We start from the raw sequence: 15267 nt of genomic DNA on the forward strand, positions 1-15267 counted from the left end.
GGTGCTACCCCGCCATCGCTTCCAATTGGTCCGCGGGCGTATTTTGCACCACATCAGGGTGATGGCAAGCAAGCATATGATCCGTGCTGATCTCACCAAGTGATGGATCAGAACTCTTACAAATGCTTGTGGCATAACGACATCTCGGCGCAAACGGACAGCCCTTCGGCAAGTTAGCCGGGTCTGGCACGTTGCCCTCCAACCGGATGCGCGTGTCATCCGCATGGGCGTTTGGCACTGGCTCCAGAATCGCACTCATCAACGCTTCGGTGTAGGGGTGCCGAGGGGCATTAAAGATCGTCTCTGTGTCCGCCAGCTCCACAATCCGGCCGGCATACATAACCGCAACACGGTCGCTGATATGCGCCACCACACTCAGGTCATGGCTGATGAACAGGTAGGTGAGGTTCAGCTCTTCCTGCAGATCTTTCAAAAGGTTAAGGATCTGCGCCTGCACAGAAACATCCAGCGCAGACACCGCTTCATCCGCAATGATCACCTTTGGATACGGGGCCAGAGCACGGGCGATGCCGATGCGCTGGCGCTGGCCGCCACTGAAGGCATGAGGATAACGCTTCAGGAACTCCTTTGAGAACCCGATCTTATCCATCACCTCAAGCACGCGCTTTTCAATGTCTTTCTTGCTCTTCAGCTCCTGCCCGACACGCAGCACTTCGGCTATGATGTCGTAGACCGCCATGCGCGGATTGAGCGAGGAGTTTGGATCCTGAAACACCATGCGGATATCCGCCCAGTAAGGACGCAGCTGGCTATCCGTTTTGCCGGTCAGCTCAACCTCTTCCTCCTCAGGGCGGAACATCACCTTGCCATTCGTTGCCTTATGCAGGCCGATAATGGTCTGCCCCAGAGTGGACTTACCGCAACCAGATTCCCCAACAAGACCAAGGGTTTCCCCGCGCCAGATTTTCAGTGACACATCGTTGAGCGAGCGCACAGTTCCGGTCTGGCGGTTGAAGAAGCCAGATCGGATCGGGAAATGCTTACTCACATTTTGCAGTTCCAGAATAGGCGCTTGCGAGCGGTCTACCGGGTTTGGAGCATGGAGGCAGTCATCAACTTGGGAGGTCGACGTATGTAGTGGGACAAGATCCGCCTGTGCCCCAAACCCGTGACAGCGGACGCTTTGCACGCCACTGATCGCAGTCAGCTCCGGTAGTTTCTCGTTACAAAGGCCGGTGACAAAGTGGTCACAACGATCCTGAAACGGACAGCCTTTAGGTCTGTTCTGAAGGCTTGGCACCACACCCGGAATGGCATTCAAACGCGCGCGTCGTTTCCCGTCCGTATGTGGTAGGGAGGCCAAAAGCCCTTTTGTGTAAGGGTGTTGCGGGTTGGTCAGGATCTGTTCAACAGGCCCCTGCTCCACCACATTGCCCAGATACATAATCACCACTTCATCAGCGATATCTGCCACCACGCCCAGATCATGAGTGATGAACAACATGGACATGTTGCGTGTCTTTTGCAGCTCGCGCATCAAGTCCAGAATGATCGCCTGGGTGGTTACATCCAGCGCAGTGGTCGGCTCATCAGCAATCAGCAGGCGCGGATTACAGATCAGCGCCATCGCAATCATGGCCCGTTGGCGCATTCCGCCGGAAAGCTCGAAGGTGTAGCTGTCAAAGCGATCTGCAGCAGAGGGAATACCCACCAGCCGCAGCATCTCAATGGCCTGGAACTTTGCTTCTTCAAAGCTCAGGTTCGTATGCCAGCGCAGCACTTCCACGATCTGGTTGCCAATGGTGTAGAGCGGAGACAGCGATGTCATCGGCTCCTGATAGATCATGGAGATCTCGTTGCCCTGAATGGCACGAATATGCTTTGCTTTTGCAGGACCTTGGGCAAGATCCAACAGATCTCCATCGGCGCGCTGGTATTCTATTCTGCCGCTTTCAATAGCGGCATGGTTGTCCAGAATACGCAGCAGCGCCTTTGCGGTGACGGACTTGCCGCAACCGGATTCCCCCACCAGACACACCGTTTTTCCTTCGGGAATGGAAAAACTGATGTTGTCCAGCGCGGTTACCTTCCCATCATCTCCGGAGAAGGAAACGCTGAGATCCGTGACGTTAATCAAGGGTTTCATGGTCTCGTTCCTCACTTGGAATAAGGGTCGGCAGCATCACGCAAGCCGTCACCGAAAAAGTTGAGTGCAAGCACAGCGATCACGACCATCACACCCGGCCAAAACAGCCACGGAGCGTTGGCGATGGAGCGGATGTTCTGTGCTTCCTGAAGCAGAACACCCCAGCTGACCACTGGCTGGCGCAGGCCAATACCAAGGAAAGACAGAGAGGTTTCAGCCACGATCATGCCAGGAATGGCTAGTGTCACTACCGCAATGATATGACTGATAAAACTCGGCACCATGTGGCGTACCAGAACGCGCGGCACCGAACATCCGTCCAACCTCGCAGCTTTTACGAAGTCCTCCGATTTGAGGGAAATAAACTTGCCGCGTACCACACGGGCCAGCCCCGTCCAGCCGATGATCGACAGGATAACCGTGATCAGCAGATAAGTTTGCAGAGGTGGCGTATCAGGTGGAATAGCGGCAGCCAGACCAATCCAGAGCGGGATACTTGGCAGGGATTGCAGGAACTCGACAACACGCTGCGTGACCGTATCCACCCAGCCACCGAAGTAACCGGAAAGCCCACCAATCAGCACGCCAAGCACGAGGCTAAGCGCCACACCAACAAGGCCAATGGTCATGGACACACGGGTGCCATGAATCGTGCGGCTCAGCACATCGCGACCGAGGCGGTCTGCCCCCAGCAGGAACATGCGGTCGCGCTTTTTGACTGGCGCAAACAGGCGACGTTCTGCGGGAACAAAGCCGAACAACTTGTAAGGCTTGCCTTTGACGAAGAAGCCCAGTTTCACAACACGGCGCGGGTCTTCCACGAAGGTGCGACGTCCGGAGTTGTAGTCGATCTTGGACCGATACCCCAGCACATGAGGCTGGAAGACGGTGCCTTCTTTTGTCTCCAGAAACCAGTTGATGCTTTGCGGCGGCGCATAGGTATTGCGCACGCTGAAATCATTGGGGTCATGGGGCGCAAGAAACTCCACGAATGCGGCGATCAGGTAGATCAACAGTGTGATGATGCCGCCCAACATGCCCAGCTTATGTTTGCGGAACCGACGCCACATCAACCGCCACTGGCCTTCATAAGCTCTTGAGTTTGCCGGCACTCCAGCCACGTCTACAGCGCTCATCACAGCCCCCCATTGTTGAACTGGCGGCGGATACGTGGATCAAGCCAGGCAAGTAGAATGTCAGAGAACAACGTTCCAAGAACTGTAAGGAAGCTCAGGAACATGATGAGAGCAGCTGCCAGATACATATCTTCCTGGCGCAGCGCATCAAACAGCAGCGGGCCGGTGGTTTGCAGGCCCAACACGATGGAAACAATGGTGGAGCCAGACACGATCTGCACGAACAGTTCGTTGAGGCTGGAAACGAATGGGTTCAAGGCATGGCGAACCGGGTACTTGGCCAGCACCCAATGCTCCGGCATGCCTTTGGCGCGGGCCGTCACAACATAAGGACGGTGTAGCTCATCCAGCAGGTTGGCGCGGATCGTACGGATCACGCTGGCCGTACCAGCAGTGCCAAGCACGATCATCGGGATCCAGATATGAGCCATCAGATCACCGACACGGGCTAAAGACCATGGCGCATTGACGTAATCCGGTGAGAACAGCCCACCGACATTTTGGCCAAAGTAACGGAAAGAAACGTACATCAACACAAGCGCCAACAGGAAGTTTGGTACAGCAAGGCCGATAAAACCAAGGAAGGTGGCGACGTAGTCACCAAGGGAATATTTGCGAACAGCAGAGAAAATGCCAACCGGAATAGCGACAGTCCAGATGAAAACCATGGAGCAGATGGAAAGCAAGGTGGTCATTCCCAACCGATCCCAGATCAGCTCTTCCACTGGCAGCTCATAGCTGAAAGAGCGCCCCAGATCTCCATGGACAACCATTTTCCAGATCCAGTCAAAGTATTGGGCCAGAACGGATTTATCCAATCCATATATCTTCCGCAGACCTTCGGCTTCAGCAGCGGTGATGTAATCACCATCCAACGATGCTTCCAAAACCAATCGGTCGATATAGTCTCCGGGTGGCAGCGTGATCACCAAAAACGCCACGAGCGAAATCGCGAGCAAGGTTGGGATCATCAGCAGGACCCGTTTGACAACAAACATTCCCATTTAAAGCAGATATCCTAGTTGCAAGGCTCTGCCCCTCCCCGCAGGAAGGGGCAGATTGGTTCGGGCGATCGATTACTTCTTGGAAGGATCGATGTAGAAGCTGGAGAAGTTCACAGGAGCAGGACCCGGATACAGCCAACCTTCCAACAGTGTGTCCGGCACATTGCGCAGCTTGTTGCTGATGGAGCGGAACCCACCGCCCGGCAACGCAATGCCCATGGACAGGAAGTTGTCAGCAGAAAGCTGCATGAACTCTTCCATCAGCTCTGTCTGCTCCGCACCCACCTTGGTTGGCACCAGATCAGCGATCTCGTACATGCGCTTCACAGCTGCTGGCGGCTCAGTTGGAACTACGCCTTCACGGATGGTCTTGTTCGGATCTTTCTTCAGATCGTACCAGGCATCCCAGCCTTCCCAGTTGCCGTGCTCCTTGAAGTTGGTCAGGCGCTCAAGGTTCACCAGTGGGAACTGGCCGCAGCCATTTTCACCCACCCAGATGGTGATCTCTTTATCCTGACGCTGCAGGGTCGCCATGTGGATCTCGTCACTGGCCACGCTCACCACCACATCAAGTCCCAGCTCCTGCCAGTCTTTTGCGATGATCTGCATCATGTCCACCCAGTCCGGGCGGAAGCCTTCATTGACGTGCACGATGAACTTGAACGGTTTGCCATCAGGGCCGACGCGTTTGCCATCCGGTCCCATCGGCAGGATCTTATCCAGATGCTCGGCAGCAAGGTCAGGATCAAACACGGTGTACTGACGGGCCAGCTGATCATTGTAATAAGGAGATTCAGGACGTGGGCTGACCTGATATGGCTCTCCCTGCCCCAGATATACAGCATCGATGATCAGATCACGATCCATGCCAAGCGACAGACCAATGCGGAAGTCCTTGCTCTGGAACACCTGCGCCTTGACTGGGTCAGGATGGTTCATGGCAAACATGAACTGCGCGTTGTTGTAGTTACAACTGTTTGCTGTCACCAGACGGTAGTTGCCGCGCTCTTTGTTGTCGAAGAACACTGCACGGTTTGGAGGCGTGGAGATGTTACGCGGAGAAATGTCGATCTCACCCTGAACAGTCTTCAGCAGTGCAACTTCCGGATCCTTCGCCAGCACCCAGGTGCGTTTGTCGATGTAAGGCAGCTGGTTACAGGAGCTGTCGACCTTCCAATAGTACGGGTTGCGCTCAAAGGTGAAACGCTCTTTACCCAGAACAGCTTCGGTCGGGCGCCATGCAAGCATGGTTGGGCGGTCAGGGTCGTTGTGTTCGGCGTTTTTGCCGTAAGTGCCGATGCGGCCCAGCCACCATTTTCCGAAGTCAGCCTCACCCGCATCTGCCATCATCTTGGCAACGCCATCCGGGTTCAGTTCTTTCATGAAGTCTTTGACGTAGTGCTCAGCAAACTGAACCACACGCTGGCCGTATGGAGACGCCATATCCAGCAGGAAGACACCGTTTGGCTGGCTCCAGGAGAAGCGGATGGTGGTGTCATCCAGTGCTTCCACTTTGGCAGCTTCACCATTAACGATAAACATCTTGCGAGGGCCCTTCGGGTTGATCTCGCTGTTGGTTTCAACGTAGTCCCACCAGAACTGGATGTCCTTGGCGGTGAATGGTTTGCCGTCGGACCACTTCAGCCCTTCACGCAGTTTGAAGGTGTAGGTGGTTGCATCCTCTGAGATGTCCCAGCTCTCAGCGATGTTTGGCAGAACCTCGGAGCCATCCGGGCTCCAGCGTACCAGCGGGTCATATCCATAACGACGATAATCACCGATACGGGTACCCGCATAAACGTCGGTCATCTCGCCGCCGTAAGTGCCGATGCCCTCAATCCCTTCAACAACGAGTGGATTAACCGGCAGACGATCCGCGACAGCTGGCAGACCGGACATCTGATCCAGAAGCGGTGCCTGATTATATGCTGAACATTGATTGGCAGAAGCTGCAGCTGTGGCTGCCACAAGGGCCAGCGCGCTTACTGCTCCGGCGAAAACCACCTGCCGACTACGTTTCAAACTCATTGCAAAATTCCTCCGCAAGCTTTGTGTAAAGACTACCAGCAATTGGAATCGCTGTAATCCTTTTCACTTTTTTGCTTCTACACATGACACTCATATGACGAATCGGCGTCTTATATTGAAGCTTGCCAGCAGGTCTCCTCCCATACCGACATTCTTAGGTGAGCTATATAATTCGCAGAATTGCAACAGTTGTGAGTTTTAATTTCACTTGTTACGCCCCGAAAATTAGTATAAACCCATAAATAGCAGCCGTGAAATATCAAAGTGTAACGTTTACATGTTTTTGATCGTATTTTTACATGACTGTTTTATGAAACTCTGATTCATCGAGACCCGCTCCCACACTTCTATGAGTGTTGCATAATAATACATTTTCGCGAGGACTTTTTTGGCATGACCGATATTCGTCGTGTAGCAGAGGTAGCAGGTGTATCCACGGCCACCGTGTCGCGGGTCATCAACAACACTGGCCCTGTGAACGCCAAAACTCGTGAAAAGGTGCAGCAGGCAATTATTGAGCTGGATTATCGCCCGAACAAACTGGCGAGCAGCCTGCGGCAGAAAGAAACCCGCATCGTCGGCATTCTTCAAACCGATCACAGCACGCATTTCAGTTCCATATTCGCCGACGCTGCCGAAGACACGCTCTTCAATCATGGCTTCACCACGATCATGAGCAACACCTACGGCGAGCGGGCGATGGAAGAAGAGCAGATTGAGTTTCTGCTCGATATGCGCGTTGGCGGCATTCTTCTGCGTCCATTCAAAGACACCTCGCACATCCCTTCTCTTATCCAACGTCTGGAGAAGGCGCATGTGGCGTGCGTGTTGGTAGAGAGCTATCCGGTTGATCCGCTGCAGTTTCATGCCAACCTCAACAACGTGCAGGGCGGGCACATCGCCATTCAGCATCTTCTGGAACAGGGACACCGTTCCATTGGCATGCTGCTGCCGTTTGAACCGTGGCATACAGAAGGCCCGCATGATTTACGCCTGGCAGCTGTACAGCGCGCAATTGCTCAGTTTCCAGAGCCTGTTGAGCTGCGCATCAAACGGCACAACGCCAAGGATCAGGTCGCCTTTGGCTTTGAAGCAACACGGTCTTTGCTGGAGATCTCTCCTGAAATCACCGCGATCTTTGGAACCACAGACCTGCTGGCCGCAGGCGCTCTCCATGCAGCTCAGGAGATGAACCTTTCGGTGCCGACGGATCTTTCAATCATCGGATACGACGACAGCTATGTCGCCTCTTCCATGCACCCTCGCCTGACCACTGTTTCCCAACCCATCACCGCTCTCGGAGAAGCCACCGGAAAACTTCTGCTTTCCATCATAGAAGACCCGGCAATCCCACCTCGCTCCGTTTCTATTTCCAACATTTTGAAGGTTCGGGACAGCACCGGACCTGCCCGAACTTCTTAGGATAGTCATCGTGATTACAGATTTCTTCCCAAACGCCGATCCGGCACATACACTCTGGTACGACACGCCCGCAGCTCATTGGAACGAAGCCTTACCACTTGGAAACGGCCGCTTGGGGGCTATGGTCTACGGCAATCCGCTGAGCGCACGCATTCACCTTAATGAAGACACGCTCTATTCAGGCGAGCCGACACGCATCTATCCGGTGCCCGAAATTGCGCATCAGATTGATCACGTGGAAGCTCTGCTAAGAGACGGCAAGCTGTTTGAAGCTCAGGAGTTCGTGCGCAAAAACTGGACAGGACGGCAGGGGCAGGCATATCAGCCGGTTGGCAATCTGTTCATCACCGTGGCCGATGACAGTCCTGTTTCAAACTATCGCCGAGCACTGGACATCCGTCACTCCCTGCATCACGAAAGCTACGAGCAGAACGGCACAAAGTTCGAGCGCACCAGTTTTGCTAGCTTCCCAGACAACGTCATTGTTGTGCGCCTGACTGCAAATAAACCCGGCGCCCTCTCCTTCAACCTGCGCTACGACAGCCCGCACCCAACCTGCCGCACCACGCACGAAGCGGAGAACACACGCCTGCACCTTCGCGGACAGGCCCCGGCCTTCACCAGCAGCCGTGTGATTGAGCGTATCGAGCATGATCTGGAGCAGCACAGAAATCCGGAGATTTTTGGTGCTAACGGCAAACTCCGCCCCTTTGCTGAAAACGAGCAGGACGGACATCGCGGCGGCATCGTCTACAGCGAGGATGGCTTAGGCGAAGGTACTTACTTTGAAGCAGGCCTTTCTGTTGAACTGGAAGGCGGACGCATTCGCCCGGAACGGGGCGAGCTGCACATTGAAGACGCGACAGCGGTTACCCTTCGTATCGCAATGGCGACCAGCTTCAACGGACCAGACAAGAGCCCTAGCCGGGACGGAAAAGATCCCGCTCCAATCGTGACAAGTGCTTTGGATGAAGCGGGCTCTGTTTCCTATGCAGATATGCTGCAAAAACACCGCGACGACGTGTTGAGACTGTTTGATCGCGTCTCGCTCAAGTTAGGCAATGACGCCATCCCTGATGTGCCAACAAGTACGCGGTTGGAGCAGTTCCAGGAAAAAGGTGATCCAGCCCTTGCTGCGTTGCAGTTCCAATATGGCCGCTATCTTCTGATTGCCTCATCCCGTGCAGGTAGCCAGCCGCCAAACCTGCAGGGCATCTGGAACAATCTGCGCCGCCCGCAGTGGTCTTCCAACTACACCATGAACATCAATCTGGAGATGAACTACTGGCCTGCGGAAATCACCGGTCTTTCAGACCTGCATGAACCGCTTTTCATGCTTATCGAAGAGCTGGCGGTATCTGGTGCTCGAACAGCCAGGAAGATGTTCAACGCACCCGGCTGGTGCGCCTTCCATAACACGACCATCTGGCGCGATAGCGTCCCATCTCCTTGTGATCCTGCCTCTGCTTTCTGGCCAATGGCAGCAGGATGGTTGCTCTCTCATATGTGGGAGCACTTCCTTTATACCGGCGATAAGGAGTTCCTGAAGAACCGCGCCTATCCGCTGATGAAGTCTGCCGCTGAATTTTATGAGTGGTGGCTTTGTGAGAACAAGGATGGCTATCTGGTGCCAAAGGTCAGCACCAGCCCGGAGAACCGATATCTGGACGAAGACGGCCATGTCATCACCGTCGATCAAGGCAGCACCATGGACTGCGCGATCATCCGTGAGACCTTCGCCAACACAGCAGCAGCCGCGAAACTGCTGGAGCTTGATGCTGAGCTGGCAAATACGCTGGAAGCAAAGGCCGCACGGTTATTGCCTTATCAGATTGGCGCACAAGGCCAGGTGCAGGAATGGTCTCAGGACTTCAAGGAGTTCATGCCGACTCACCGTCACCTCTCTCATCTTTACGGGCTGTTCCCGTGCGATCAAATCGGCAAAGACACGCCAGATCTGCTGAAGGCGTCCGTTCGCTCTCTGGAGATCCGCGGCGATTTGGCGACAGGTTGGAGCATGGGCTGGAAGATCTGCCTTTGGGCACGTGTGGGTGATGGCGACCATGCCTACAAGATCATCCATAACATGTTCAATCGGGTGGAAAATGAAGCGCCAAAGAGTGAAGATGGCGGCCTATATGGCAACCTCATGATCGCTCACCCTCCGTTCCAGATTGATGGCAACTTTGGCTACACACGCGGTGTCGCTGAGATGCTGATGAACACCACTCACAATGGCATCGAACTTCTGCCCGCCTTGCCAAGCGTTTGGCCTGAGGGTGAAGTGCGGGGTCTGCGGGCGAGAGGTGGGTTTGAAGTTGATGTAACCTGGCAACACGGCAAACCAACTCAGGCCAAGATTATCAGCCATCATGGCGGCGAGCTGAGGGTGCTTTGCAAACTGCCGTTTGCTGGGTCCAGCTTCGATGCAACCCTGCAACTTTATGTGGCAACGCAAAATACTGTCGCGGGAGAAACGTTGACGCTTTCCTTTGATGAAGCTTTGGTGAACTCCTAGTCCGTAAAACCTTCTAGAAAATGAGGTGACTAGCTATGGAATCCCCGCAAAAACTTGAGGTTACTTAGAGGGGTTCCATTGTGCGCAGTAAATCGGTTGCACTGCAACAAATGTTTCGGTGAATTTCTTGATATTTCATTGGCATTTCATACCAAGGTTGAAGCAGAGTTGAAGTCAACCGCGTTCTGCGGTCCCAAGACGCGATAGCATCGCACCTACACAAATGAACAATTCCGCAGTCTTTCTCGCAATGAGGAAGGCCCTTTTCCATATGGCCGTTTTGTCTGGTCCTCAGGCAAGACACTCCACATTTATCGGAATACGCCAATGATTAAGACCATTGTCTGGGGCGAAAACGTCCACGAGCAAAAGAACAAAATTGTTGCAGACATCTATCCCGATGGCATGCACAATCACATCGCTGCTGCTTTGAACAATGATCCAGAAATTTCTGCCACAACCGCCGTTCTTCAGGACCCGGAACACGGCCTGACTGAAGAGCGCCTTGCAGACACAGACGTTTTGATCTGGTGGGGCCATGCGGCACACGGCGACGTGTCTGACGAGATTGTTGAACGTGTGTGCGAACGCGTCTGGTCCGGCATGGGCATGATCTTCCTGCACTCCGCGCACTTTGCAAAACCATTCAAACGCCTGATGGGCGCACCTTGTAACCTGACATGGCGTGAAGCTGGCGAGCGTGAGCGTCTTTGGGTAACATCCCGCAACCACCCGATCACTGCAGGCATTCCGGACAGCTTTGAGCTGGAAAACGAAGAAATGTACGGCGAGCCATTTGGTGTGCCGGAGCCGCTGGAAACTGTCTTCATCAGCTGGTTCCAGGGCGGCGAAGTGTTCCGTTCCGGCCTGACCTACAAGCGCGGTGCAGGTAACATCTTCTACTTCCGCCCAGGTCATGAAACCTATCCAACCTATCACAATGAAACCGTTCAGCGCGTTATCGCCAATGGCGTGAAGTGGGCCTACAACCCGCAGCCACGCGTGGCAGATCCAAATGCAGCGCCAAACGTTCCGGTCGATCAGGCTCCTGAAAAGATCGAGGAACGCGGCCCACGTCTGCATAAAGCTGGCGAGGAAGGTTACCGGTAATGCGTCTGGTCATTGTAGGAACTGGCGGCATGGCAAACAGCCATGCCAAGAAGTTCGGCGAAATTGAAGGCGTAGACATCGTCGGCGGTGTTGACCGCAACGAAGAGCGCCTGACTGCGTTTTGCGATGAACATAACATCGAGAAGCGCTTCACCTCTCTGGAAGATGCTCTTGCATGGGGTGAGTTTGATGCCGTGGCAAACGTAACACCGGATGCCGTGCACCACCCAACCACCATGCCGCTTCTGGCTGCTGGCAAGCACGTCTTCTGCGAAAAGCCGTTGGCAAGCAACTTCGCTGATGCAGATGAGATGGCAACCGCAGCAGATCAGGCTGGTTTGATCAACATGGTCAACCTGTCCTATCGCGACGTGTCCGCCCTTCAGAAAGCCCATGAGTTGATTGCGGCTGGCGAGATTGGTGAAATCCGTCACTTTGAGGCTTCTTACCTGCAAAGCTGGTTGACCCAGCCTGCGTGGGGTCACTGGGACAAAGAAGAAAAGTGGCTCTGGCGCCTCTCTGAATCTCACGGTTCACTGGGCGTTCTGGGTGATGTGGGCATTCACATCCTCGACTTTGCGGGCTTTGCCATCGGCGCGCCGTATCAGTCTGTCTCCTGTCATCTGAAGACCTTCGATAAAGCACCGGGCAATCAGATTGGTGAGTACAAGCTGGACGCCAACGACAGCTTCACCATGATGGCTGAAACAGCATCGGGTGCTGTTGGCGTCGTTCACGCCAGCCGCTTTGCCTCTGGCCACATGAACGATCTGCATCTTCAGATTCACGGTACAAAGGGCGGCATCAAAGTCACCAACACGGGTGATTTGGGTGAACTGTTCGTTTGCTCTGGCCCTAATCTGGAAAAGGCGGAGTGGGAGCAGGTTGCACTGAGCCCGACGCCAAACAACTATCGCAAGTTTGCAGAAGCGGTGAAATCCGGCGTCAACGGACACCCGACATTCCGCCATGCAGCGAATCTTCAGCAGGTGCTGGACCTTGCTGTTGAGAGCAGCAAGGCTGGTGGACGCAAGGATATACCGTTATCCACGCAACTGCAGGATGCATAAGAAACCAAGGGGGAGCCTCGGCTCCCCTTTTTTATATGCAACCTACTCTTGTATTGTCCGGACAATTCATGGACAAAAAACAGAATTTACCCTCTATTTATAAATGTAATGGTCAATATTCTTTTCCAGCTGGTCAAATAAAGGGCGTTCTTATGTTGAACCCTTGTTCTATTTTCTAAGAAACGACTGCCTACACTTATTCGCCAACCTAACCAAACCATTTAGTACTAATATTTCAAAATTACCTAAAATATAAACACATAATAATACTTGAATATACTAGGGTGTTTAGACTTCATTATTCCTAAATAAAATATTAAAGACAATTAAAACTAAATCTTTCCCTTAATTATCTGCGATGAACCATTGCGCTTATCTTTCAGTTTAATTATTCAGTGCATGCAATTTAGTTTAAAGTCTTGCCGAGGATATTGTGCTCGTACCTCCTGAGCTTCTGTCAGTTGCAGTAGAACAGTGTGCTGAAACCATCATGGTTGCAGATCATGAAGGTACAATTGTCTATGTAAACTCTCAGTTCGAGAAGACCACAGGGTACTCCGCAGACTACGCCGTTGGCCGCAATCTGGATTTTCTCCGCTCCGGCAAAACCCCTCCTGAAACCTTTGAAGATCTCTGGTCCACCTTGGGCAACGGTGAGCCATGGGAAGGCGAGTTCATCAACCGCCGGCAGGACGGTACAGAGTACGTTGAGCACTCCAAAATCTCCCCGATTGAGTGGGAAAGTGGCAGCGCCAACAAGAACTACTATCTGGCCATCAAAAAAGACATCACCGAGAAGAAGCAGAGCGAAGTCGAGCTCTCCAAACTTGCCTACACTGATGCGCTGACTGGGTTGCCGAACCGCGCGCACTTTCTGCAAGAGCTGGATAAGGCTGTTGAGGATACCAAACGCGAAAAAAGCCAATGTGCTGTCATCTATATGGATCTGGACCGCTTCAAGGAAATCAACGACACCCTGGGCCATGATGCCGGTGATGAGTTTCTGGTTGAAGCCGCTAAGCGCTTTGAAGGTGTTCTGAACGAGAACGGCCTGCTCTCCCGCCTGGGCGGCGACGAGTTTGTGATCCTGCTTCGCGAGACCTCCAACGCAGAAGCGGAAATGACCGTTCATCGGCTACAAACAGCCATGGTGGCCCCGATTGATCTTGGCGAGCAGTCACCAATCCTTTCAGCCAGCATTGGCGTGGCCGTAAGCCAGTTGGCCAGCGCGTCCAGCAGCACCATGCTGAAGCAGGCTGATATCGCCATGTACCATTCCAAGTACAACAATCTCGGCTTCAGCTTCTACACCTGCCAGATGGAAGAAGCCGTTGTCCGCAAGGTGCTGATTTCAGAAAAGCTTACAACGGCAATCGACGAAGGTAATCTACGTCTGAACTATCAGCCGATCGTTGAGCTGAAGAATGACAAGCTTTCTGGTGTGGAAGCCTTAATGCGTTGGGAAGACCCGGACCTTGGCCCGATCTCACCATCTGAGTTCATCCCGATCGCCGAATGTCAGAACATGATCGACGATATCTCGGACTGGCTTTTCCGCGAAACTGCCTGTCAGTATCGCAAATGGATTTCAGAAGGTTTTGAGTTCACCGGACGTATTGCCATCAATATCTCTGAGCGTGAACTGGCAAAGCCAAACCGTGTGACAGAAATCCTCGCGCTTCTGGAAAGCCTGGGCGTTCCGCCGGAGACCTATGAAATCGAGCTGAGCGAGTCTGCTTTCGTCAACGATACCGGCCATACGCAGGAAAATCTGGATGCCTTGGCCAACGCGGGCATGATCATCGCCATTGATGACTTTGGCACTGGCCATTCCGCCCTTTGGCAGCTGCGCACGCAGAAGCTGGACAAGCTCAAGATCGATCACAGCTTCGTTCAGCGTATGGAATCAGATCAAGCCACCCGTGATATCGTTGAGGCGATCACGGCGATGGCGAGCCTGCTGGACCTGAAAGTCATTGCAGAAGGTGTCGAGAACCTAACGCAGGTCGACATTTTAAGAGATATCAAATGCTGCTACGCGCAGGGCTATCACTTCGCCAAGCCGCTCACAGCAGATATCTTCGCTTCTGATTGGCTAGAGAAAGCTCAGGCGGTCGCCTAAGCCTTTACTCCGGTGAGTTCGAACTCACGACCATCTTCTCCCAGAGAAAACTCAGGATACTCTTTGATCGCTTCAGCCACTGCGGGTCTGGAGGCATCATCAATATGATAGAGCACCCAGCGGCTTCCCGCTTTGCGCTGCAAGCCTTTTACATCTGCCCATGATCCATGCCCATTGGCAGCAGTCATGTACTCGCATTCAATAAAGGCCAGATCTGCCTGCGCCGCCAATTCTTCACCTTTTGGAGAGAGCAGACCATCTCCTGAATAGAACAGAACCTCACTGTCGCTCTTCAGCTGCAGGCTGCGGTTGGGCACTGAGTGATTGCTTGGCGTCGTTTCTGCCCGCCATGGGCCAACTTCAGTCAGCTCCTCTGAATCTTTCCAATGAAGCTCAAAGCCCAGATCTTTTTCCGGCCAATAGGCAAACTCCATCAAACGATAGAGCGCCGGATGCTGAGAGGCCTGACGGTAGATGGTCAGCGGTTTGGATCGCTTGAAGGACTTCATGTAGTTCAACAGCGTTGTCAGGCCAAGGCAATGATCCGGATGACAATGTGAGATGTAGATGCAGCTGATATCGTCAGCTTTCATCCCATAGGCAAACAGAGCCTGAGGCACGGTTGGGCCGCAATCGATAAGCAGTTTGAAGTCACTCTCTGAAATCAGCAGAGATGAATTCGTTTTTTGCGCATCATACGCGTCGCCACAACCCAGCATTTTTACATGCATAATGTTCCCCCTCACAGTG

At 53.4% G+C, this 15267-nt stretch carries 10 protein-coding genes; 5 read left to right on the forward strand and 5 right to left on the reverse strand.

Annotation, left to right across the window (positions count from 1 at the left end; genetic code table 11):
- Positions 1 to 4: 4 nt before the first annotated feature.
- The 4 genes from QT397_00905 to QT397_00920 form a co-directional block, all read right to left on the reverse strand.
- Positions 5 to 2107: an ABC transporter ATP-binding protein gene (locus QT397_00905; protein WNZ53597.1), complete on the reverse strand. Its 2103-nt coding sequence runs from the start codon at positions 2105 to 2107 to the stop codon at positions 5 to 7.
- A gap of 11 nt (positions 2108 to 2118) precedes the next feature.
- Positions 2119 to 3243: an ABC transporter permease gene (locus QT397_00910; protein ID WNZ53598.1), complete on the reverse strand. Its 1125-nt coding sequence runs from the start codon at positions 3241 to 3243 to the stop codon at positions 2119 to 2121.
- On the reverse strand, positions 3243 to 4247 hold the full coding sequence (locus tag QT397_00915) for an ABC transporter permease (protein ID WNZ53599.1): 1005 nt from the start codon (positions 4245 to 4247) through the stop codon (positions 3243 to 3245). The genes QT397_00910 and QT397_00915 overlap by 1 nt, the downstream gene beginning before the upstream one ends.
- Before the next feature lie 72 nt (positions 4248 to 4319).
- Positions 4320 to 6275, reverse strand: coding sequence for an ABC transporter substrate-binding protein (locus tag QT397_00920; protein ID WNZ53600.1), 1956 nt, complete (start codon positions 6273 to 6275; stop codon positions 4320 to 4322).
- A 393-nt stretch (positions 6276 to 6668) separates the two neighbouring features.
- On the opposite strand from QT397_00920, the gene QT397_00925 reads away from it, so the two are divergent.
- From QT397_00925 to QT397_00945, 5 genes are all read left to right on the forward strand, one after another.
- Positions 6669 to 7697, forward strand: coding sequence for a LacI family DNA-binding transcriptional regulator (locus QT397_00925; protein WNZ53601.1), 1029 nt, complete (start codon positions 6669 to 6671; stop codon positions 7695 to 7697).
- A 10-nt stretch (positions 7698 to 7707) separates the two neighbouring features.
- On the forward strand, positions 7708 to 10215 hold the full coding sequence (locus tag QT397_00930) for a glycoside hydrolase family 95 protein (GenBank protein ID WNZ53602.1): 2508 nt from the start codon (positions 7708 to 7710) through the stop codon (positions 10213 to 10215).
- Between the two features lie 327 nt (positions 10216 to 10542).
- The gene (locus QT397_00935) at positions 10543 to 11325 is read left to right on the forward strand and encodes a trehalose utilization protein ThuA (GenBank protein WNZ53603.1); all 783 of its coding nucleotides are present in this window, start codon (positions 10543 to 10545) and stop codon (positions 11323 to 11325) included.
- Positions 11325 to 12395, forward strand: a complete 1071-nt coding sequence (locus QT397_00940) for a Gfo/Idh/MocA family oxidoreductase (protein ID WNZ53604.1) — start codon at positions 11325 to 11327, stop codon at positions 12393 to 12395. The genes QT397_00935 and QT397_00940 overlap by 1 nt, the downstream gene beginning before the upstream one ends.
- Before the next feature lie 433 nt (positions 12396 to 12828).
- The gene (locus tag QT397_00945; GenBank protein ID WNZ53605.1) at positions 12829 to 14517 is read left to right on the forward strand and encodes an EAL domain-containing protein; all 1689 of its coding nucleotides are present in this window, start codon (positions 12829 to 12831) and stop codon (positions 14515 to 14517) included.
- Here QT397_00945 and QT397_00950 read toward each other — a convergent pair.
- Positions 14514 to 15248 carry a ribonuclease Z gene (locus tag QT397_00950; protein WNZ53606.1) on the reverse strand — a complete coding sequence of 245 codons (735 nt, stop codon included), beginning with the start codon at positions 15246 to 15248 and terminating at the stop codon, positions 14514 to 14516. The two genes, QT397_00945 and QT397_00950, sit on opposite strands and share 4 nt — an antisense overlap.
- Between the last annotated feature and the right edge of the window lie 19 nt (positions 15249 to 15267).

It is taken from the genome of Microbulbifer sp. MKSA007 (assembly GCA_032615215.1).
In the GTDB taxonomy this organism is placed as follows: domain Bacteria; phylum Pseudomonadota; class Gammaproteobacteria; order Pseudomonadales; family Cellvibrionaceae; genus Microbulbifer.